15 protein-coding genes are annotated in these 22,195 nt (G+C 34.6%); 3 read left to right on the top strand and 12 right to left on the bottom strand.

Going from position 1 to position 22,195, the window contains the following annotated elements; genetic code table 11:
- Nucleotides 1-83: 83 nt before the first annotated feature.
- From DWX29_RS00080 to DWX29_RS00020, 12 genes are all read right to left on the bottom strand, one after another.
- Complete coding sequence (locus DWX29_RS00080; RefSeq protein WP_118564852.1) at nucleotides 84-914, bottom strand: hypothetical protein; 831 nt, start codon at nucleotides 912-914, stop codon at nucleotides 84-86.
- Entirely contained in the window at nucleotides 911-1,933 is a 1,023-nt protein-coding gene (locus DWX29_RS00075) for a type IV toxin-antitoxin system AbiEi family antitoxin (RefSeq protein WP_118564851.1), read from the bottom strand. Before DWX29_RS00075 ends, DWX29_RS00080 begins: the two co-directional genes overlap by 4 nt.
- A 132-nt stretch (nucleotides 1,934-2,065) precedes the next feature.
- A complete protein-coding gene (locus DWX29_RS00070; RefSeq protein ID WP_243053205.1) occupies nucleotides 2,066-2,257 on the bottom strand; it encodes an ATP-binding protein in 192 nt (63 codons plus the stop codon).
- Nucleotides 2,258-2,271: 14 nt separating this feature from the next.
- Nucleotides 2,272-5,979: a hypothetical protein gene (locus tag DWX29_RS00065; protein WP_118564850.1), complete on the bottom strand. Its 3,708-nt coding sequence runs from the start codon at nucleotides 5,977-5,979 to the stop codon at nucleotides 2,272-2,274.
- 139 nt (nucleotides 5,980-6,118) lie between these two features.
- The gene (locus tag DWX29_RS00060) at nucleotides 6,119-6,400 is read right to left on the bottom strand and encodes a hypothetical protein (RefSeq protein ID WP_242979901.1); all 282 of its coding nucleotides are present in this window, start codon (nucleotides 6,398-6,400) and stop codon (nucleotides 6,119-6,121) included.
- Nucleotides 6,401-6,462: 62 nt separating this feature from the next.
- The gene (locus DWX29_RS00055; RefSeq protein ID WP_118564849.1) at nucleotides 6,463-9,492 is read right to left on the bottom strand and encodes an SIR2 family protein; all 3,030 of its coding nucleotides are present in this window, start codon (nucleotides 9,490-9,492) and stop codon (nucleotides 6,463-6,465) included.
- Between the two features lie 51 nt (nucleotides 9,493-9,543).
- Nucleotides 9,544-12,981 (bottom strand): HsdR family type I site-specific deoxyribonuclease, encoded by a 3,438-nt coding sequence (locus DWX29_RS00050; protein ID WP_118564848.1) that lies wholly within the window; start codon nucleotides 12,979-12,981, stop codon nucleotides 9,544-9,546.
- A gap of 4 nt (nucleotides 12,982-12,985) precedes the next feature.
- Nucleotides 12,986-14,125: a restriction endonuclease subunit S gene (locus tag DWX29_RS00045; protein ID WP_118351282.1), complete on the bottom strand. Its 1,140-nt coding sequence runs from the start codon at nucleotides 14,123-14,125 to the stop codon at nucleotides 12,986-12,988.
- The gene (locus tag DWX29_RS00040) at nucleotides 14,112-15,605 is read right to left on the bottom strand and encodes an N-6 DNA methylase (RefSeq protein WP_243053204.1); all 1,494 of its coding nucleotides are present in this window, start codon (nucleotides 15,603-15,605) and stop codon (nucleotides 14,112-14,114) included. The genes DWX29_RS00045 and DWX29_RS00040 overlap by 14 nt, the downstream gene beginning before the upstream one ends.
- A 232-nt stretch (nucleotides 15,606-15,837) precedes the next feature.
- Nucleotides 15,838-17,031 carry a tyrosine-type recombinase/integrase gene (locus DWX29_RS00030; protein ID WP_118564846.1) on the bottom strand — a complete coding sequence of 398 codons (1,194 nt, stop codon included), beginning with the start codon at nucleotides 17,029-17,031 and terminating at the stop codon, nucleotides 15,838-15,840.
- A gap of 78 nt (nucleotides 17,032-17,109) precedes the next feature.
- Complete coding sequence (locus tag DWX29_RS00025) at nucleotides 17,110-17,316, bottom strand: excisionase (protein ID WP_002341493.1); 207 nt, start codon at nucleotides 17,314-17,316, stop codon at nucleotides 17,110-17,112.
- Entirely contained in the window at nucleotides 17,309-18,451 is a 1,143-nt protein-coding gene (locus tag DWX29_RS00020; RefSeq protein ID WP_118564845.1) for an XRE family transcriptional regulator, read from the bottom strand. The genes DWX29_RS00025 and DWX29_RS00020 overlap by 8 nt, the downstream gene beginning before the upstream one ends.
- Nucleotides 18,452-18,977: 526 nt before the next feature.
- Here DWX29_RS00020 and DWX29_RS00015 point away from each other — a divergent pair.
- The 3 genes from DWX29_RS00015 to DWX29_RS00005 form a co-directional block, all read left to right on the top strand.
- Nucleotides 18,978-19,598 carry a helix-turn-helix transcriptional regulator gene (locus tag DWX29_RS00015; RefSeq protein WP_009242236.1) on the top strand — a complete coding sequence of 207 codons (621 nt, stop codon included), beginning with the start codon at nucleotides 18,978-18,980 and terminating at the stop codon, nucleotides 19,596-19,598.
- A gap of 234 nt (nucleotides 19,599-19,832) precedes the next feature.
- Nucleotides 19,833-20,000, top strand: a complete 168-nt coding sequence (locus DWX29_RS00010; RefSeq protein ID WP_158567135.1) for a hypothetical protein — start codon at nucleotides 19,833-19,835, stop codon at nucleotides 19,998-20,000.
- A gap of 60 nt (nucleotides 20,001-20,060) precedes the next feature.
- On the top strand, nucleotides 20,061-22,195 hold a 2,135-nt coding region (locus DWX29_RS00005), incomplete at its 3' end, for an immunoglobulin-like domain-containing protein (RefSeq protein WP_117561675.1).

The raw sequence follows: 22,195 nt of genomic DNA, 5'->3' as shown, positions 1-22,195 counted from the left end.
GCATTCTATTTGGGTTAGTCTCACTAGTCTCAAAAATATTTTGAGACTGGTGAGACTATTACATTTCTGATTTTTTTAAATACTTATATTAAGTTCAATAATGCCTGCACTTGTTCATAAGCATCCCTCTTGGTCATTTCTATACTTTCTTCATCCTCTAAATCCATAAAATCCGCTACGTCTTTTGGACCAGCATGATTTTCAGAAGCAAATTTACCTGCTAACTTAGCTTTCGCCTCTATCACAATATTTTTACCCCTTACAGGTTCAAATTCTTTTGCCAGTTCTCTTACTCCACCAATATAATGTTTTATAATAAAGTAAATATCATACGCATCCTTCGCTTTTCCCCTGCCCATAGCTGCTGTTTTCATTATTAAATAAGGAACTACTGCTACAACACTGACATTTGCAACATCTATTGCGCCATCTGGTCGTTCTGCTTCCACACTAATCTTCTGTGCTGGAAATTCAAATGCAAAATTACCACCTGTTGCCTTTAACGCCTTAACGCCCTGCACATGCTGACTTCTTCTCTTCGATTGTGTACCACCATACATTCCAGCTAAAATATCTACATCCACATCATAAGATATTCCGTCCACCATCACTGTCTTTACAAAGGAAAAATATTTTTCCGGATGCTCCTTGTATCCATTTTTCTGAAGTATCCTCGACATATTCTGATAACCTTCATCCTGCAAAGTCAGATGATTAATCATAATATCTACGTCCACACTTCCCACATGACCTTCTTGGGGAAACATTAAATCTGGAACCCAACCTCCTACCACACGGATTTCATCTTCATATTCCTCAAAAATATTAACCAACTCTACCAAAACTCTATGTGCAGCCCGCTTCTGACCCTCCGAATAGTCTACGCTGCTTTTCAAGTCTTCATCTCTTATCATCTAAGTATCTCCTTTTTCAAAACCGCATCCGCCATTTCTTCTCCCCTGCCCTTTATCTGCATACAATCCAAATATATTTGCAGAGGGGATACTACTGCAGAATCACCAATCACCCTATAATCCTTGATATAGGAATCGTTCTCTAATGGAAAAATAACCACATTAGAACCACTGTTTACCTCTTTCATATCCAAATATCGAATTGCTTCCTGAATATCTTCCGGTGCTATATAAACATGTACCTTATTGTAACGGACCACTGGTGTATAACGCACTCCCCCGGACAATCCTGTAAGATAAGAATCAATCCCCATATCTATCTTCAATTTTTTTAATCGCTCCTCAATAACAGATATATTATCTAAACTATAGCAAGCATAGGATGTTATTTCTTTTTTACCGTAATCCTTGCTCCATTCCAACAAGAGTGATTCCGGATCAATAACCTTATAACCATCTGGTAACTTTTCTACCCATGCGTTTTCCACCAGAACTTTCATCAGTTTGGATACCTGTCCAATGCTGCATTTTACCTTTTCCGATAGATATTTAAGCTTCCATATCTTAGTTACATTCGCAAACAACTCACGCAAAATACAGGAAGACACCACGGAAGTCCTTTCAAATATAGACACAGAACTTTGCTCTTTTGGTCTTGGATTCTTATTTCCTTTCTCGGACAAATAAATAGAATGACCCACAAACCAACAGTTTCCTGCATAGTCAAAATAACCCATTCCGTTATCTTCACATATTTGTGCAGTTCTTTCTGAAATATATGGAGCAACCAAAATGTTAACTCCCTGACTTTTATTCTGCTTTTCAAACAATTTTATAACTGTAGACGGAAACACCCTGTCCAAGAAGTACGCATTTATTTGAAACTCATACCCATCATCCATCTCCACAGATGCAATAAAACCGCCTTCTGTCCTGTGGATAACTTCATACTTCTGAATATTGGGAAGTTTTAAAAACTTATTCTCAACACATTCTAATCCAATTCTATCTATTTTCACTTACATCACCGCTTTCACTCATATAGTGAAACTTATTATATCAGTGAAATTTAATTAGGTCAACTCAAAACATTATCTATTTTCTCACTATAATTGATTTGAAATTCAAATTTACCAATAATTCTTCCGAATTCACTGCCTTTGCGCTCCATATATCAAAACCGCATGAAACAGATCCGCAAGAACTGGATTTCTTCTGGTAGAAGATACAGTCAGCGGATTTCTTTCCTGAATCATGGAATCATCTGGCATTTCTCCCAGAGAATAGAGTTCCATTCTGTCATCATATATGTCAATGTGAGCTTCACTTCCCCCTATATTCATTCATTTAATCAAAACTAATATCTTTTATCTTTGATTGGATTCTTCACAACAACATAACCTTCGTCATCACTCTTTTTATAATAATCAAAAATCCATGTATTCTTCTTTAGCACATATAGTATATCCCTTATAAAGCTATTATCTTCATATGTCTTTGTATAGTTATTTCGTTTTGTAAAAATCCCCTTAAGTTCCGGAAATCCAAGTTCATCAAAATGTTTTTTACATGTTTCTTCTGTCAGATTAGGAAGCGCCTTCGCCCACAATTGAATCTTATCATCCATACTACATTTGCTCATTGTCAAAAGTTCTGATAACAAATTATCATCAAGTACTATAGTTGAATTATCAATTATATTAGCAATTCTCGATTTCGCAACTCTATATATTGATGATTGAATAACTTCTTCATATTCCGAAAAATGTTGATATAATTCATTCTCATCATGTTCATCAAAATTATTATCAAGAATATATTTAATAAGAGAACTCGAATAACCTTTTCCAACTACCGATATAGGTTCTGTTGTTAATCCAAGTAAATCTATTTTTTCTTTATCTCCTATTTCCATACCTAATATATGCAAAGCTTCTTCATAACTAAAATTATCTGAAGTAATAATTCTCAAATATGCTTCTATGTTTTCGTCTATATACAATGCTGTATATTTTTTATAATGATTTCGAATATATTCTAATCCGACATTATTCATTTCTATAACATCCTTCTTTATCAGCACCTCCATCTTATCATCCGAAATATCAAACGCATCATAAACATCATAACCATATCCCATATTGCACAAAATTTCTTGATATCTACTTGTTTTAATCTCATTGTTTACCGCTACAGAATCAAAGAATTGTCTTGCAATTTCACCACCAAACTCATTCTCAATATGAGAATAGTCCATACCCGCATCACATTCATTAATAAATTTGATTAACTGGCTATCGCAACAATACTCTGTATAATAATGTATAATATTCGGAACTGTCTTTTTAATTATCCTTTTGTCAAGCATTTCATTCCACAATTTTTTATTCTGTATTACCGATATATCTGAAATAACTGTTTTTAATACATTTACATACTTTTCCTGTATATCGCCTAAAACATTTTCATCATTAATAAATTTAATGGCAACATCCTCTGAATCTTCAATATATCCATTGCAATTTTTTAAATACTCATTTGCATATCTATTTATATTTTCTGCAATATACTTAGCTAATGGAGATTCCGATTTTCCTTGAATAACTGTATAATTTCTATGTTCGATATTATATGAATCATATTCCCCATACATTGACTTAATCATTAATTTGATATTCTCAAATGTTAATTCATATAAATTATTTTCATACACTCCTACAATCAAATCTTTATTTGCTGTATCAATCTCAATTTTCTTTAATTTTACACCAAGAATACAAAATTGAGAAATTATTTTTGCAACATCTGGATTTTGAATGTTTAAATAATCACTCTGGTTTGATATATAATCAGTAAGACATCCCTCTACATTAATATCCTGTATTTTATTCTCATCTAATAAACATAGCGAATCCAGCGAAAATCCTCTTATCTGTTTCAATGGTAAGATTTTGTTCACAGCAATATAACTAAAGAAATCTGTCCACTGTTCATTCAGTTTAATAATAAATGTTTTATCAAACTGTGTGCTATCGTAGAATTTTGATATAAACTCTGTATCCTTATTATCTTTCATCTGTTTTATTAATGCCGATAAATATTTTTGATATTTAGGATTTTCCTGATTAACAAGAAGCCCTTTTAAAAGATTGAAATTTAGAGTTTCCTCCTCGTAAAAATCAACAACTCTTAAAACTGGAGAGGATAGTACCTTCTCAACATCATTAAGAGAATATTCATAATCACTTCCCTTTTTATCAGTTATCCTTCTCAAGAACATCTTATCATGAGCAGATAAGCTATCCTCATAAAAATATGTCATATAATCATTATATGTTTCATCAATATACCCATTACTAATAAGAAATTTTAGTAGTTCTAAATAATCACTCCCCTTAATTTCATTATATTGATTCTCCTCACCAATAGGATTTATGCTCTTTATCATAAATATCGAATCAGTATTATCTCTAGTAATTAATTCACTTAATAATTTTGTTTTTGTAGCAGAAATTCTTTGTTCAATATCCTGAAGTTTTACTTCTAATTCAGTCATCATCCCCTTATTTCTGTTATCTATTACCTCTATTCTTTTTTCTTTTTCTTTTTCTAACTTATCTTTTTCTTTTCGACCTTCTTGGGTTAATTGGTTATACCACGAATCTCTTGGTAATCTATTGTACTTTGCTTCATATGCATCATTCAATTCTTGTACATCAGTCAGATTCTCTTTATTTATATATGTTATTTTCTCCTGTATAAGTTGCTTTTCTTCTTCCAGTTTTCCTATTGTCTCTTTGCTAAGATTTTCTTTTTGTTCAAACAATTCATGAACATATCCTTTACCTAACTGAAGATTGCAAAAATCTCTTGGAAATATATTCTTATACACAATTATAGCTAACATTTTATTCCAATTAAGATCTGTATTATTTAAACGATACATATATACAAGAAATTCGTTATACACATTCTTCAAAACTCTCATATCATCTATATATAATGCAAGTCTTTGTAAAAAGGTACTATCGAATTTTTCTAATATATTTCCTTTCTTTAAATGTCTTATAAATTGGTCATATGAGTTAGTTCCGTCCAGCACTGGAACAATTGGAATAATATAATCAAAGAATTTCGTCCTGTCTTTTGTAACGAAAACATCATCCCTTAACAAATAAAAGAATCGTAAGGGTTTGTACTGTTTTTCTTTCCCGCGAAAAATCTTATTAATCAGTTTATGCCGCTTTTTGTTTTTAAACTTATTATATTTATGTACATTAACTAAATTATTTACTTCTCTTAAACGTTCAAAAATAACATTGGAATTAAATCTATCCATGTCCTCAAATACGATTACATCTGCTTCTACTTGTTCAAAGAGATAAAGTACTTCATTCAGATACTTATCAAAATATGACTCATCTTTATTTTCAAATATTTCAATAGTATTCCCTTGAACTGTAACCTTATGAAATAAATTTTTATTTTTCTGTACTTTAACAGCATTATATATGCAAATAAATGCACTACCGGCTAACGCAATAGCTGCAAAAAAAACAGTAAAGTCATTCGTGAAGATAGCCAATAAACTTTTCAATCTTCCATCACATAATGCATCTACCCAATTTTGGATTTTATTTGACATTGATATGAATGTTATGCTACCAAGCAACACGTATAACAGTATTGTAATAATGATTATATTCCTTCTTCCTACATCCTTTTTTACTCTAAAATTTGTTTGTGGTATTCTATCTACCGGAATCTGATGTATTAACTGATTTAATATTTTACCCTCAAGAGTAGTTTCTTTCACACTATCCTCTGATTCATTACGTTCTGTAGGTTCAAAATGTGCCAAAGAAATGTGCAGGAAATTTTTATTATCGTGTTTTTTCTCATATGATTCTATAACACTGCTTTTACCGGCACCATAAGCTCCAGAAATTGCAATATTTGTAACATCCGAATTATCAAATACGAATTCAATTGCTTCTTCATACACTGATATATCCGCATCTTTATCAGGTGTAAGCTTTTCGAAATTATAATATTTTTGTGTCATATTCTTCTCCTTATCATATGCCATTTATTTTGTGTCAGCCATGATATATACCATTGCTATTTCCAAAACTCATATCGACTACACTCTTATTTCTCTTTTAACTGTCTAATTTATACTCCTCAGCTTACCATACTTAAGATTATCCGTATATTCCGACACACAACTTTTTCCAACATTCACCCATAAGAGCACCTTTAACAGACCACTTTCCACTTTGTGTAAATTCACCTACCAAGGACTTCATCACACATGCAACATAGTATTCATAATCATATTTAGTACCCAAGTCTATTAATGCATCCAATAATCCCTTATTACTCCCTTTGCTTTCAACAACAAGCTCATTGTTAAAGAAAATCTGATTAACTAATTCCCAGAAATGAAGCCCTGCATAGGTATCCTCTGTCCATAAATATCTCATAGCACAACTCCTCTTCCAGTGTTATCCTTTAAACAGATTTCATTCTTGATTATTGATAATACTTACATAAAATATCTAAAATCATAAGGTCTGTCATAAATCACTAAATCTTGCTTAGCAACTCGTGACAATGCTTTAGCAAAATCCAATGTTACAGGTAATATTTTATATAATCCATCACCACTATTCCAATTCATTTTAGTAAGCATTAAAATTTCATTGACTAATTCCAGTGCTGATGATTTTCCCATAAATCTTTTTACCAATAATGGTGCTGGTATTCCTCTACCATTCTTGTAATAATTCAATTTTTTTCCAGCTAATTCATCATGTTGAACACTTCCATGTGTCCAAATTAAAAATGTATCTTTGTCAAGTGGAATAACTGTACCTCGCTGAATTGGAAAAGGTGTTGCAGTATCATTCTGAAATCTTATTGCCCTCCATGCCGAAAATTCTTGAATTTGCAATAGTTCAATATTATCCACGCCTGCAAGTCCTTTGGTTATGCCTTCCATTTCTTCCTTTGTGAAATGCGTTGTCTTATGTATTACAATTCGATTCAGTTTATGCAAAGGAACTGATTCATCATAAATTCTTTTCAAATTATTCATAAGACGACATGCGTCTCCACTCCTCATATATGGATTTCTCTGTATAATCTGAGGATCTTTTAACGGACGTAAATACAACTCCATACCATTTCCTTCTGAATCAAACAACTGACTACAGCCGATGGATATTTTTTCGTCATTTTTTATTGATTGTACATAACTTAATCCAATATATGCGGTATCATATCTTGTTATCCTAGGCTTCCACAGTTTTCCTATAGCTTTTGCATATATAGCAGTAGAAAGTCCCCACATAATTTTCGCCATATCATTCTTCGTATGCACTGATCTTTCTTCTATTATCTGCGTAACAATTCCTTTTCCTGCACAATATATCTTTAATGAATCATGCAAATCAAAATATACATTTTCGTTTTTAAGTTCTCGCATTTTACTTAACTGATTTGGAATATAGATTACTAGTACATCAAATTCATGCTTTTCTCTTTCCATAGCATCTATATATTTACATATTCCATTAAAAAAATCTTGAGCAGATGTTTTTAGAGCTCCGCTTAAAGAATATCCCCTAAACCTTTTTGCATCGTTACCATTTGGAATATTTAATCCACATCTAAACACATCTTGAAATCCAATATACTCTGGCAAAAAAGTCTTATCCTGCCTTAAAGTTGTTGCATGATGCCTATTTAATTCATTTAAGTGTCCCCATATATCTTTTGCACATTCTCTAGGTGACAATACCGCTAATCGAACACTCCTATTAGCATATGATTCTAATGGTCCATAATTAATTAATCCTTTTAACTGATTAACCGCAACGCAACCATCATTATCATAGTCAAAAACAAGTTCTGTTTCCTTTGCCAAATAGCATTTATCAATACTACCTGTTCCAGAAAAGTGAATTCTTTGTGTATTAAATTCTATTATTGCATTTCCTAATTCAAAGATTAATTTCCTATTATTTGATAATTTCTTAATCCAGATATCAATCTTTTCATCCATTTGCTTATTATACAGTTTTGATATTTCATTATTTACGATACTTTGGTATCTAAACCTGTCCAATTGGGATTCATCACTTTTTAATACATGTACTGTGGGTAATAAATTCATAATTACATTATCATCAACAAATGATAATGATATTTTAATTGCATCATAGACAAAACAATCATTTATTAATCGTCTGCTACTTCTATCAAAATATTTATTTTTCCCATATGCAATCAAACCTTTACTTATCAAGATTTTTCCTATGATTTCATAAAACATACCAATAACATCAGAATTTTCCAATTTCATCATGTATGTAGGAACATCCATTTCCTCAATATTACTAGTAATTTTATCTGCAAAAGCTTCTAATATTCCGTTCTTGCTACCTAATGCCCATACTTTTCCTTTATGCAAAATTGCAACACAAGAATCATTTATTGTTGCTCTTAATTCTTTCCAGGTGCTAATGTTTGAACTAAATGCATAACATTTTTTAGGGAATTGTATTGCATGCAAAGCATTGGTTATTGCAATTTCGGTATGCCTTCCTATTGAATTATATGTAATCTCTTGCTTCTTATCATTAGCTTTCCATAATTCATCTATATTAGAATTATTTAAATTCATTGCCACATATATACTATACATAAGGTCATCAAAATCTTCTATTTCAACCACGGCAGACTGTTCATTATCATTGCACGCATTCTCCATAAACTTTTGTGCCCGTTCACTAAGCTTACTGTCTTTGGTCTTACACCAATAAACACCTTTCTTTATGGCACCTTCCTTGATCAAGTCCTCCAACACCGACATAACAGAATTGTCATTGCCAGCGTATCCTATAACAATTAATCCGTTTTCTTCTATTGACGATTTCCATATGTCTGCAATTTCATCTTCCAGATTTTGTAATTCAGATGTTGTGTTTTTCAATTTATCAAACAAATAGTCCCCATGCAGCTTTATGATATTAGGAAACCCCTCATTCAATGCAAAACCAACACTATTACTCACTGCCGACGATATTGTTTTAAGCGAAAACCCTGGATTAATTGAATGAACACCAGCTTGAACTAAATTATCAAAGTTAGTCGTTGCAACCAAATCTATTTTTCCGTTGATTATCATCTCTCCCATACATAAATACCCTAACGATGGTTTTATGTCTCGCACTTTATTCCGAATATAATACTCTCTATCACTTCTTGATGGATAACATTTTTCAAAATAAAACGAATATTCTTCTGTTGACCACAATTTCGGATATCCATCTTTACCATCAAAATATGATTGTATCTCTTTCTGTACATTTTCCTTAGACAAATCACCATACAAACTTGTCCGAATCTTATTGGCTGTACAATACAATGTTCTTTTAAAATCCCATACCATTTGTCCACCTGATGGAATATTAGATGATACAGATGCCCCCGCTCCCAAGAGGAAAGACATGCTCTTATCTGGTTTTATTTTAAAACTATTTACAAATGTATTAACATCTATTGTTCTCATACTTTCCTCCTGTTTCCAATTCAAATTATATAGTCACAACACAATATTATTTCACAATTTACCATAAGGTGTTGCCTTCTCTGCAACCATCATCACATTACCTTCGGGCATCTCATATTGATATACCTTCGCAGAAGCATTATTACCTTTTTCTACTGTTTCACCAGAATACTCTTCAAAATTCTCCACCTGCTCCATAACTTTCTTAAATACTTCCGGGCTATATTGTGGTGGATAACCATTCTTTACTAGGCAAATCTTTATTTCCAGTTTCAATTGGTCTCTTACATTTTGATTATTAAGCCAATCTGCAAAAGAAGATTTTGTATCAATGATTTCCTTTACCTTTATTGCCAGGTTTTTACACTTATCATTGATTACAATACCATCGACCTCTTTATCCGTTCCATACTCAAAATCATATTGGTCACGCATAGAAATCAAAATATCATAAAATGCCTTTTCTTCAAAAGTAAGTCCTATTTTTCGAAAGCTTTCTCTATTTTCATTCATTGCTCTAAGAATAGCTAACGCCTGCTCTGTTGCAATTTTAATAATATCTTCTGAAACCTGTTCCTGTGCTTCACCTGCTTCTTCCGCAGAAAGATGTTTACGTCTCTCATGGTATTCTGCAATAGTCTTTTCCAACATTTCCTGATATGTCTTTGCAGCTAATCTGTTAACTTTCCCATACTCCTTAATCTGTTTACGAAGCATTTTAACAAGAAGTTCTAGCTTAGTCGCCGGCATCTTAACATCGGATAGCTTTTCGAAATATTCTAGTGAAAAGATATCTTCTTCCTCACCACTTTCAAGGACACTCTCAACCTGATTATATTTTAACGCTTCCTCCACCATCTTAGAAACTGCACGATTCATACTGTCAGTATCTACTTCACTTGTCCCACTCATTTTACGGACAAAACCTGCTATTGCCATAAAGCATTGTGCCAAAGCAGATTCTTCTTCTCCAAGATACCCTGAAGGCTGACATATATCAAATGCCATTCTCATACGTTTAACAGTCTTCAGAAAATATGTTTTAAAAGATACTGTCTGAGAACCATTTTTACCTTCTGACTGCAACTCCTGAGTTGATACAAAAACATATTCTGCTGCTTTAGCAAGAAGTCTGTATCGTTCAATTGGATTGCATTCCATATTTATGAATGGTGTTAAATCATAGCCTGTAAATATATTTTTTAGCACTTCCAATTCTTCCCTAAATACCAATGTAGCCTGCTCAACATCATCAGAAGTTGGTGCAACCGATGTATTTCCACCATATATTTTCATGGCTTCACGCATATTATCACGGATTCCAATATAATCAATCACCATACCATATTCTTTTCCCGGATATTTTCTGTTTACACGGCTTATGGTCTGTATTAACAAATGCTTTTTTAATGGTTTATCATTGTATAAATATGTGAGACACGGAACATCAAACCCAGTAATCCACATATCTACAACAATAACTATACGAAAATTTGACTTTTCTTGCTTAAAAGCAGCATCTAACTCTTCAGAACGTTTATCATTCTTAACTCCACCAAGATAGTTATACATGTTCTGCTCATCATTTTTTCCAACGCTAGATACCATTGCAATAAATGGCATCGGTTTCAATTTCTTTAATTCTTCATCTGTTATGTCAGTACCCTCTGGCACTTGCTTTTCCTCAAACCATTCAGGGAACTTATCTTTGAACTTTAGCAATAAAGCATAAGCAATCTTTCTATTAGAACAAACCACCATTGCTTTTTGTATTCTATCCGGATCACCTGCACAAGACGCAACATAATGGTCGTGGATATCTGTAGCAAGGCGCTCAAGTCTGGAAGGCTCGCCAAGGATTACTTCCATAGAGCTCATTGCTTTCTTACTCGCCTCAATATCCTCATATGTTGCACCATCATTAGCACATTTTTTATAATAATTCTCAATTTCTTTTACTTTTTTATTATCAAGCAATACCTTTGCAATACGCGGATGATATTTGATAGAAACAGTAAGTCCATCTGCAACAGCCTGATCCATCGTATATCTATCAATTTCATCACCAAAAGTCTGATATGTTTCTGCAATAGGTGTTCCTGTAAATCCTACAAATGTAGCCTGTGGAAATGCCTCTTTTAGCACCTTTGCATATGGCTTTGATACCATAGCTTTCATATTCGCATCCGCATCTTTACTGAATTGAATTTTTTTAGAATGCTCAAGCTGAGTTCTATGTGCTTCATCAGAGAAACATATAATATTCTGTCTGTCATTGATAAGACCTATTTTGTCATCTTCCCTATCACAAAACTTCTGAATAGTGCATATGTAGAATCCACCACTTTGTCTTGCTCCAAGTTCCTGTCTCAGTTGTGTTCTATTCTTAACAACGGAAACCTCTCCAAGATTAAGGAATTCTGTACTCTTTGTAAAAAGCTTCGCCCCCTGTTTTTGCAATTCCTCTCTATCGACAATCAATATAATCGTTGGAGAACCTATCTCTGAGATACCTGTACAGCGTAATGCCAACTGACGCGCCAAAAATGCCATCGTATAAGTTTTACCACATCCCGTAGCCCCAAAATATGTACCGCCTCTTCCACTCTTGGTAACAACAGAATCTACAATGCTTTTCTTCAGAAGCCTCGCAGCAAAAAACTGTGGATAACGGCATACAATTTCCACTTCATCACTATCATAAATGCTATCCTGAAAATAAATGTAATCTCTAAAGATTTCTAAAAAACGCTCAGGAGAATAAACACCCTTAATCATAGTTTCTGTTTCAGCAAATGGAAGTGTTGATACAGCATCTCCATCATTAACACGTCTCCAGGCATAAAAATGTTCATATGGTGTGCGAACTGTTCCTAATCTGGTTTTAACTCCATCAGAAATACAAGCTAAAGGACAGTAATGCAACAAATGAGGTATATCTCTCCAATAACGAATATTAATCTGCTCCCAAGCATCATAAATAGTCGCATTTACATCAGCAGGGTTCTTCAATTCCATAATACATAATGGCATACCATTCACAAAGAGAATTACATCCGGTCTGCGGTTCTCTTTTTGACCATTATTTGTATATTCTACTGTAAACTGATTCACCACTCGAAAGATATTCTTAACACCATCCTTTTCAAAGTTAATCAGCGGTATCATTCTTGCAATACCATCTTTCGGAGTAAATTGGATACCATCCACCAACCAGTTGTACACCTTATGCAATGTTGCAAAATCACTCTCTGCACCCACAAGACGAACAGTATCATAAATCTGTGTCACTTCATCTTCTGTCAAATCAGGATTTCCAACTGCTATAAATTTCTTGAAATCATCCTCTATCAACACATCTCTTTTGGTAACACGAGAAAGCTTATTTCCAGAAGTATATTTCCATCCCTCTGTTTCTAAAAAGCCAATAAAGGCATATTCATATTCTGATTCACAATAATGACCATTGTATTCTTTTAATCTAGCCATAGGCTTATGCCTCCTTTGCTTTTCTTCCCTCTTCAATAGAACCTTTAATAAGAATTGGACAAATATCTTTTATCTGTGCTTTGAATTTTTCGCTGATATCTCTACGAGTATTATAAGCCTCAAAAATATTTACAATATCTTGTTGAATTTCAATGTTTGGAATCGGAATTAAAACATTTTTCATTTCTTCCCAATCAAAAGTTTCCCTTGCACTTCCCCATGAATTAAATCGAGAATATCTATTAAACTCGCTTCTTTCAAACAGCATAGATAAATATGCAGGCAATAACGTATTCGTGTCATCTACTTTGAACACAATATACGATGAGGAACATATATATGTTTCATCACTATCGTTTCTAGCAAGTGATATCTTCTCTCCATTTCTTGAAGTGACTGTAACATATGCAAATTCATCTGGCTTTACAACTGCGTATGGTTTCAAGGATACTCCCTCCATGTTTGCCTTTGTATATATGAACCTTTTCTCAATTGATATACCACGTACCGCATCTAAACTATACACTAAATCATCATTTTTTTCGTCACAAAGAGAGATATAATTTCCTAACTTCTTATGTGGCATCTCTTTTCTAAGTTCCTCAATATACACATCACAAACGACTTTTAAATCTTCCAGTCCTCGCTCATAGTTTTTTTGATTTTCAAGCATGGCATTGTAGATTTCGACATATCTTTCTTGTACTTCTATATCAGGTAGTGGGATAACAATATCACTCATATCATTAAAATTAAATTCTGGTCTTTGACTTCCAAAATTTCTAAATGTTACTTCTCTACAAAATTCCGAACGTCTGAAATACATGTATAACCACATAGGGTTAATTATTTTCTTTCCTTCATTTGTCAAATAAAATACCATATATAAATGTGACACTATACATAATCCATCTGTTCGATAAGCAATTGAACCTAATTCCAATCGAGTTGGATTGTACACAAAAGCACCATTTTCTACTATTTTGTATGGTTTCAAATCAACTCCATCTGTATTTCCTTTAGGGTGTGCAAAAACGCCTTGACTATTTACGCCTACAATTAAATCTGTTCCATACTTTAAATCTTTATTATTTATTGTCGAACGCTCGATATAATCACCCAATCTAATTTTAGTCAATCCCATAACCAATCCCCCTAAATGCATCTTCCAGCATCTGCTGGGATTTCTTTTCCTGCTTTAATATATCTTTCATCTCAGATTGAATACGGGCCATTTCCTTTTCATAATCAATATCTAAATCATGGTCAATAAACTCAATATATTTGCTTGGTGTAAGTGCCCAACCTTTACTTTCTATTTCGCCAATACCTACACTACGATAAAGTTCCGGTATTTCATAATTTACGCCATCGGTACCTTCAGATTGCCACGTATGGTATATAGCAGCAGCCTTCTCAATCTGCTCTGTAACCAAACGAACTTTCTTTTTACTCTCGCCCTTTACTGGATTTTCTATCCATTGGCGCAAATCCATAAACAAGATTTCGTGCTCACGACTACGAAGTTTTCTATCGTGATAGTTTCCACCTTTTTTATTCTGATTTAATATCCAAAGCGTTACACTGATATCTGTAGTGATAAACAGTTCTCTTGGAAGAACTATAATTGCCTCCACTTTGTCATTCTTAATCAGTTTCTTACGGATTTCCAATGTATCGCTATCATTTAATGCTCCATTTGCAAGAAGAAATCCTGCTACTCCATCTGCCGGTTTTAAATGTGAAAGCATATGAAGAATCCAAGCATAATTTGCATTACTTTCTGGTGGTGTCTGATAATTATTCCAACGAGGGTCATTTTTTAAATTATCGTTATACCAACCTTTAAGATTGAAAGGTGGATTTGCCATAATATAATTAAAGTACAGCCCCTTGTGCAAGTCATGGGTAAATGATGAATCTGCTTCCTCTCCAAGATTATGACTAATTCCACGCAGTGCTAAATTCATTTTTGCAAGGCGATATGTAGCCGGTTCTTTTTCCTGTCCATACACATTTATTCCATTTAAATTTCCCTGCTTTGATTTTACCAATTCAGCACTCTGAATAAACATTCCGCCCGAACCACAGCAAGGATCATATAAAGTTCCATCGTACGGCTCAATCATTGTAGCAATAAGCTGAACAACATCATGAGGTGTATAAAATTCTCCCTCCTCTTTTGTAGCATTTACCGCAAACTCTTTAAGAAAATATTCATATACACGACCGATAAGATCCTTTTCCTCCCCAAATGCTTTATGACTAATTTTATTTACTTCATCAACAATCTTCTTTATATCATTCGCAGCTAGATTACGTGCTGTAAATGTACCTTTTACAAAACATCCTTTTAATTGTGGATCCTCTTCCTCAAGTCTTTGTAATGCTGTATCTAATGCAACATTTAACTTAGGAGCAGGTGTATTGATAATTGTTGACCATCTGGCTTCTGGCGGTAAATTATATGTACCATCTGCAAAAGTAGCATCATCAAAAAATGCTGCTCTTATGTTTTCATCCTCTGGGTCTAATCCCTGTTCTTTAAGTGTCTGCTTTAATTTTTCAACACCATCCTCATACTTTTCACCAATAAATCTTAAGAATACAAGTGTAAGCATCATATCCCTTTTCTCAAAAAATGAACCAGAGTTACGCGCTGCACGTAAATAATCTCTACAATTAAATAAAATTATATATGTCTTTTTGACTATCTTTTTATATCTTCTCAAATGTCCGCAAAGCCTTATTTTATAGGCTCTACGGGCATTTTGCTTTTGTGGTAAACCTCACATATCTAGGTCTATCTTCTTATATTTTCGCTATCAAGCGTGGTTAAAATCGTGGTAAATACTTCTATGCGATTAGACGCTGAACCTCTGATTTTGCGGTATCTATGGACGCATGAGCGTACCAGTTCATTGTGATACTGATGTTTGAATGCCCCATGATATATTGTAAATCTTTTGGGTTCATGTTCTTGCTTGCCAGTCTTGTGCAGAACGTATGGCGTAGCGTATGCGGTGTGATATGTGGCAAGGGATTGTCCTTGTGGTGCTTGTTGTATTTCTTTACCATACGGATAAATAAGGCGTTGTAATCAATGGCAACTTTCGGCTTGCCTTTCTGATTGACAAACAGAAAATTGCTCCGTCCGTCTATCACAAATGGTTCTGCCTTTGGGCGTTTCTTCATAACCCTTTGAAATGCCTGTATCGTTTCTCTGCTTAATGGCACTTGCCTTATTCCGCTTTTTGTTTTAGGCGTTTCAATATAATAGCCTTGTTCCTTACTCTTTAATAACTGGTGGTCGATAATCACAACTTCATTCTTGAAATCAATATCGGCTACTGTCAGTCCGCACAGTTCCGAGATACGAAGTCCTGTTTTTAACAATATCAGCACATCATCATAATGCTTGTGATACACATTGTCCGCCTTGATGAATGAGAGTAAGGCTTGTTCCTGTTCCTCTGTCAATGCGACTTTTTCTTTGGTATCATTTTCTAGGACTTCACTTAGCTTGAAATCAAAGGGGTTTTTCCTCACATAATCATCTTGTATGGCGATATAGAATGACGCTTTTAACGAGCGTTTATGGTTGTTAATGGTATTGTAGGAAAAGCCTTTGTCTTTCATGCGTAACGCCCATTCCTTAGCGTCAGAGGGCTTGATTGTATCAATGCTCCTAGCACCTAACTTATCCTCTTTCAATAACCGCATGAGTTGTTCCCGTTGTTTCATTGTGCTTTTCTTCACATTTGCCCTCTGTGCGTTCTGTTTGGCATAGAGTTGGCAAAGCGTCATTTTCTTGCCTGTGCTGTCGATACCGTCCTCAATATCCCGTCTTATCTGCTGTTCCAGTTCTCGAAGTGAGGTTTTTTCCCGTTTTCCCTTTGGTGTCGGGTCTGTGGGTGTCAATCTCCAAGCATACACATATTTTGTGTTTCCAAATGCGTCCACATATTTATATAAGTATTTTCCGTCTGTTCGTTGGCTCTCTCCAGTATGCAGGATACGTCCTTTACTATCCCGTCTTTTTTCTTTCATGGTGTCTGCTCCTTTCCTTGTTGGAAAGAGCCTTGATATGACTTGTGTTCATCATAACACATACAAGGCTCATTTGCATTAGATTGCGTCCAATTTGTCAATAACCTGTTCAAACTGTCGGCGTTTAATCTGTATGCGGTTGCCATTCATAATGAGCCAGCCAGCGTCCTTGTTTTCCTCTGCCAAGCGTCTTAACTTGTTTTCTCCGATACGGAAATACTTTGACGCTTCTTCAATGGTAAGGGTATATTTTTCCCATACGGGAATATCCTGTGCATTACTCATAAAACACTCCCTCACTTTCGATTACATCTGCTATATCCGTACACATCTGTTCTACAAGCATTTCCTGTTTTTCGGAAAGGTGGGTACATTCATCAATCATTTTCATGTAGTTTGAGCCTGTCAGCCTGTCGATTTCCTCTATCATCACGATTGACGGCATGACCTGTCTTTCCAGCCATTGCAGAGTGCGTTCCATATTGACAGGTACGGGGTTCATTTCAAAAGGTAAACTGTCATGGGAAATGAATATCTCCCACAGCGGATAATCGGGAAATTGCACAAAATCAGTAATAAGGTAAAACACCAACCCATGAGGGTTATATGTCAATAACAATTCCTCAACTGCCTGTACTGCCTTTTTATCACGCAGACGAATTTCAAAACGGTTGATAATATCCGTATGTTTCTTTTTTGTTGCCTGTTCCTTTTGCTTTTCATATAAGCAGAAATATTTTGTGCTTGCTTTTGAGCCGATATAAAGGGTACTTGCTAAATTACGGTTTTTCCCGCTTAGTTTACCGCCCTGCACATTTTCATAGTTTTTACAGCGACAATCCGCACCGCCATTTTTATATTTTTCAGACAAAACGGGAATATCCAACAGACCGCACATATCATTGATTGCCAAGTCAAAACGTCGGATAACACCGCCACAGTCAAGACAGCGGTTTAAGAATGAATACCAATCCCTGTTCTGTGCCTGTAAGACATATTCCATGTTGCGTGAGCCTGCTCCTTTTAATTCCAAGAATACGCCCATGTGTTCATCATCAGAAGCCATAACCTTGATTTCCCCGTAGGCGTAATGCTCTTTATAGCCATAATATCCATAGTCATAATGGATAAAATAATCTGCTTTCATGCCAAGCACCTTTCGGACAATTTCCAATGCGTCAGTCGTTGGAAAACGGACAGACAGATAATCAACGAGCAGATAAAAAGGCTTATCGCAGATATAGTAATTCAGACAACGCAGGATAATATTTTGTGTTTCCTTGCTGGCGTTGGCTTTTCCGTTCTCAAAGCGGTTGATACTATATCTTGATACATGGGTAAGACTTGCAAGTTCTCCTTGTGAAAGACCGCTTGCAAGACGTTTGTTCTTCATTTCAAGTGCAAATTCTAAATTGTTCATTGTATTCCTCCAATCCCACAATAGCCTTGAAATACCTGTAAACCACCATTCAAAAGAATGTGAAGTTACTATCTTCTTAAAACTCCTCATTACTCCTTACAGCTTTGGGGTTGTATGGTTTTTGACTTGTCTTTTGTGAAATAGTGCCCCCCTGTTAGATAACGGGGGCACAGTCAAGGCTCGCAGGCTCGCCAGCCGACAAAGCATTTCTTCCCCTTGACACAAGGTGTCATGGCGGTAAGCCTGAGAGGCTTCCGCCACCGTGTCAGAAATACTTTGTCAGCAAGTCCTGTTTTGCCTTTTCTAACAAGTTCCATTTCAACCAATATTCATATCTACGGGTTTAATCAGATGGGTATTTCTTTTTGAATGTTTTTGTATTTCATGCTATTGTGCTTATTCACTCACAATAGCATAGTAATTCTTATATGCTTATTTGTCAATATCTTTTTTTGTCTTTACAAATCATATTAAGCATGATAGACTTATAACAGTGAAGATATAACGAGATATGGAGGGTTGTGCAATGAAAATAAGCCATTTAGGAAATAATATACAGACCATAAGAAAATTTAGGGGAATGAAACAACAGGAACTTGCGGACAAAATCGGTATCAATATGCAGAGCCTTTCCAAGATTGAAAGAGGGTTGAACTATCCTGCTTATGAAACGCTGGAAAAGATAATGGAAGTGCTGGACGTAACGCCGAATGAATTATTATCGGGAGAATGGAAGTATGTCAATCAGTCTGAAAAAGAAGTCTGTCAGTTTTTAAGAACAGAAGAACGTCTAAATGCAGAACTGAAACACGGACACTATGATAACTTCTTTGACAGCGAGGAAGAATGGCTGGAATATGAGTTGGAAAAGTTACGGGAATACATTACAGACTATATCAACGGGAAAAGCATTGAAGCGTCCGACCTTTACCCAATCAAAGAATTTATCCAGCATTTGAAGTTTCAAAAATTACTAGACCGCTATGATGATTTATACAGTATGGATATGTTTGGGGAAAGCATAGAGGGACATAAATATAGGACACCTTATCAAGTCGTGAAAATGATAAATCCGAACTCAAAAGAGGATATGGAACTGTTACGGGAAGTATTAAGGAATAACCATTTTGATGATGAGGACGAGTAATCTTTTTCCTCTTGCGAGAAGATACAGCAAACAAAAAGCCCGATCAAGAGTGCAAAGCACCACCAATGGTGGCAAGCTCTTGACAGGGCTTTTTCTTTTCTGTTGTGGGTACTCAAGAGGAAAAAAGGAAAAGTGTGATGTCTCAATTTTTTTATCTTGCACGCATAAAAAGATTGAAAGAGGTGTTTGTTTCCAGTATAATGTTTTTTGTATAGAAGCAAGGATTGAATTTTTTTGAAAGAAAGGGTTGACAGTCATGTTCACACATTGTTACGCTTGCGACAGACAGACAGACAGACAGACAGACAGACAGACAGACAGACAGACAGACAGACAAGTAAATTCTGCCCTTTTTTCAATTCTATCAATAATAAACAGAACGCACAGATTATCCAGTTATAAGGGGGAGTTTGTGCGTTTTTCTATGCAAAGAATTTATGAAAAATAAGGAGTGAACAAACTATGAAGAAAAAACAAGTCCTTGCAGTAAGTTCCGCATTGATGATTGGAACAACAACTGCACTTACAGGGCTTCCTACTCCTGTCATGGCACAGGAAAACACAGAAGTTGTGCAGGAAGCCGTTGTAGAAGAAAACAAGACAGAGCAAGTTCCTGTGGAACAGAAAACAGAAAACGCAGAAGTACAAGAGAATATAACAGACAAGGAACAGGAAGAAACTGCTGAAAATGCAGAAACTTTAAAAGAAGAAAGTACAAAACAGGAAACACCTGCAACACCAGAAAAAGAAGTGGTTACCGAAGATAAGACCGTTGAAGCAAGCAAAAATACAGAAGTAAAAGCTGGAAGCATTGCTATTGATGAAGCACATTTTCCAGACAAAGTATTTAGAGAACAAATCATTGCAGAATTTGATAAAGACGGCGATAGTGTGTTATCTGTTGATGAAATATCAAAAGCCCAATTCTTAAACTTGCATGATATGAAAACGATATCTTCATTAGAGGGTATTCAATATCTAACAAATTTGCAGTCTTTAGATGTTTCTACGACTTCTGTTTCAGACTTAAGTCCGGTTAAAAACTCATCTTTAAAAAGATTAGATTGTCGTTCTTCAAAAGTAAGAAGCGTTGATTTAACACGTTATCCGAATTTGGAAGCTTTCGTTTGCGATAATACATCAATTAACAGTCTTGATGTATCTAAGAATGAAAAATTGAATACGTTATTTGCAGATAGTACCTCTATTTCCAATTTAGATGTAACAAACAATCCTAACTTAGAACAACTATCTTGTAGCAATACAGGATTAATGGAACTTGATGTCACACATAATCCGCAATTAGTCACTTTAGATATAGGAGATACAAAAGTAAAAACACTTGATATAAGTAAGAACCCTAATTTGAAACAACTATCATGTTATATGACAAATATAGCTGAATTAGATGTAACAAAAAACACAAAACTGACACGCCTTTTTTGTCATGATACAACTATTAAAAAATTAGATTTAAGCAATAATTTAGAACTTGAAATGCTACGTTGCGGTGAAATTTTTGAACAAGGGATAAGAGGTCTTGATATAAGTAAAAACACAAAAATTAAAAAATTAATTTGCGATGATTTATACTGGTTAAATGTCGGAGAGAATAAAGTTCTTGAAAATAATCATGCTTTTGTAGGCAACGGTTATATTGATATTAAAGGGAATAAAATCGACTTAAAAAAAGATGTTGAACAAGGAATAGATATTTCAAAAGTAAAAGTTACTGCAAATGGAACTTTAGATAAAGATACAGGAATTATAACGGTAGATGATGTAAAAAAACCAGTTACTTATGAGTATGATTGCGGTACTTATAAAGACGGAAACGTTGTTTTAAAAGTAGAATTATCGTTAAACTCACAAGGAGAAGATAATACAGCACCAACTATTTCTGCAAATGATGTTACATTGAATGTAGGCGATACTTTCGACCCATTGGCAAATGTAACAGCAACAGATAAAGAGGACGGAACTATCACTTTGACAAAAGATAATATTGTTGCAAATGATGTAGATACTTCTAAGGCTGGTACTTACCATGTGACTTATAAAGTAACAGATAAAAACGGAGCTTCTGCTAAAAAAACGATTACTGTAACTGTGAAACAAAATACAGGCGACCTTAACTCTGCTCCAATCATTTCAGCAAATGATGTTACATTGAATGTAGGCGATACGTTCGACCCATTGGCAAATGTGACAGCAACAGATAAAGAGGACGGAACGATTATTTTAACAAAAGATAACATTATTGCAAATGATGTAGATACTTCTAAGGCTGGCACTTATCATGTAACTTTCCGTGTAGTAGATAAAAATGGTGCAATTACTGAAAAAACAATTACAGTTACCGTAAAAGAAAAAGTAACAAATAAACCTGTAAGTCCACAACAGCCACAGAAACCGAGCAAGCCAACTACTCCAACAAAGCCTAGCGGACAAAAGAACCCTGTAAAAACAGGTGATATGACAAACGTAGGATTGTTTACTTCTATGTTTGCTGGTTCAACCGGTGTATTAGCTGTTTTATTAACGACAAAAACATACCCAGGAGGACTTTTACATGACCCAAGTACATTTTACACTGA

This window comes from Eubacterium sp. AF19-12LB, from assembly GCF_003479125.1.
Taxonomy (GTDB): domain Bacteria; phylum Bacillota; class Clostridia; order Lachnospirales; family Lachnospiraceae; genus Eubacterium_U; species Eubacterium_U album.
The sequence above is the reverse complement of the archived record's forward strand: the minus strand, read 5'-3'. Positions and strand labels throughout refer to the sequence as shown.

Coding starts and splice junctions, on each gene's coding strand:
- DWX29_RS00025 (WP_002341493.1), bottom strand. CDS start 17,316: ATGAGTAATGCACAGGATATTCCCGTATGGGAAAAATATACCCTTACC.
- DWX29_RS00065 (WP_118564850.1), bottom strand. CDS start 5,979: ATGACACAAAAATATTATAATTTCGAAAAGCTTACACCTGATAAAGAT.
- DWX29_RS00050 (WP_118564848.1), bottom strand. CDS start 12,981: ATGGCTAGATTAAAAGAATACAATGGTCATTATTGTGAATCAGAATAT.
- DWX29_RS00055 (WP_118564849.1), bottom strand. CDS start 9,492: ATGAGAACAATAGATGTTAATACATTTGTAAATAGTTTTAAAATAAAA.
- DWX29_RS00020 (WP_118564845.1), bottom strand. CDS start 18,451: ATGAACAATTTAGAATTTGCACTTGAAATGAAGAACAAACGTCTTGCA.
- DWX29_RS00045 (WP_118351282.1), bottom strand. CDS start 14,125: ATGGGATTGACTAAAATTAGATTGGGTGATTATATCGAGCGTTCGACA.
- DWX29_RS00080 (WP_118564852.1), bottom strand. CDS start 914: ATGATAAGAGATGAAGACTTGAAAAGCAGCGTAGACTATTCGGAGGGT.
- DWX29_RS00030 (WP_118564846.1), bottom strand. CDS start 17,031: ATGAAAGAAAAAAGACGGGATAGTAAAGGACGTATCCTGCATACTGGA.
- DWX29_RS00060 (WP_242979901.1), bottom strand. CDS start 6,400: ATGAGATATTTATGGACAGAGGATACCTATGCAGGGCTTCATTTCTGG.
- DWX29_RS00070 (WP_243053205.1), bottom strand. CDS start 2,257: ATGAATATAGGGGGAAGTGAAGCTCACATTGACATATATGATGACAGA.
- DWX29_RS00015 (WP_009242236.1), top strand. CDS start 18,978: ATGAAAATAAGCCATTTAGGAAATAATATACAGACCATAAGAAAATTT.
- DWX29_RS00040 (WP_243053204.1), bottom strand. CDS start 15,605: ATGATGCTTACACTTGTATTCTTAAGATTTATTGGTGAAAAGTATGAG.